Origin of the sequence: Pseudomonas sp. B3G-3 (assembly GCF_028640915.1) — a bacterium.
GTDB classification, from domain to species: Bacteria; Pseudomonadota; Gammaproteobacteria; order Pseudomonadales; family Pseudomonadaceae; genus Aquipseudomonas; species Aquipseudomonas chlororaphis_I.
Window position 1 is genome coordinate 1 of record NZ_JAQZAB010000043.1, and the last position, 850, is coordinate 850.

Consider the following 850-nt stretch of genomic DNA (forward strand, 5'->3'; position numbering starts at 1 on the left):
GTTGATACCGACGGTCGGGGTGAAAGTCGCGGTCCAGGTGATGCCGCCATCGCTGCTGCTCACCGCGCTCAGGGTGCCGTTGGCGATGCTCAGGTCGGCGTTGGTGAAGCCGCTCACCGCTTCGTTGAAGGTGATGGTCACCAGCGAAGTTTCACCGGCGCTGAGAGCACTGTCGGCAACCACTATGGTCGCGGTCGGCCGCACCGTATCGATGGCGTAATTGTTGGAATCGGTGGTGCCGCTACCGGCGTTGCCGGCCAGGTCGGCGATGCCCGTGTTGTTCAGGGTGATCAGGTTGCTGCTGTCGCCGATGCTGGCGCTCGGAGTGAAGGTGGCGGTCCAGGTGACGCCACCGTCGCTGCTGCTCACCGCGGTCAGGGTGCCGTTGGCGATGGTCAGGTCGGCGTTGGTGAAGCCACTGACGGCCTCGCTGAAGGTGATAGTCACCAGCGAGGTTTCACCGATTCTCAGCGCGGTATCGGCGACCACGATGGTCGCGGTCGGCCGCACCGTATCGATGGCGTAGTTGTTGGAGTCGGTGGTGCCGCTGCCGGCGTTGCCCGAGGCGTTGGTCACGCCGCTGTTGTTCAAGGTAATGACGTTGGTGGTATCGGTGATGCTCGAGGTCGGGGTGAAGGTGGCGGTCCAGGTGATGCCACCGTCGCTGCTGCTCACCGTGCTCAAGGTACCGTTGGCCACCGTCAGGTCACTGTTGTCGAAACCGCTCACTGCCTCGCTGAAGGTGATGGTCACCAGTGAGGTTTCACCGATCCTCAAGGCGTTGTCCGCCACCACTATGGTCGCGGTCGGCAGGACGGTGTCGATGCTGTAGTTGTTGGAGTTGGTGGTG

Annotated in this window: 1 protein-coding gene; it reads right to left on the reverse strand. The window is 62.9% G+C overall.

All coding sequences use genetic code 11. The annotated features are described in order from the left end of the window. Nucleotides 1-850 (reverse strand): Ig-like domain-containing protein (locus PVZ80_RS00290; RefSeq protein ID WP_273863292.1); only part of this gene is annotated, 850 nt, incomplete at both ends.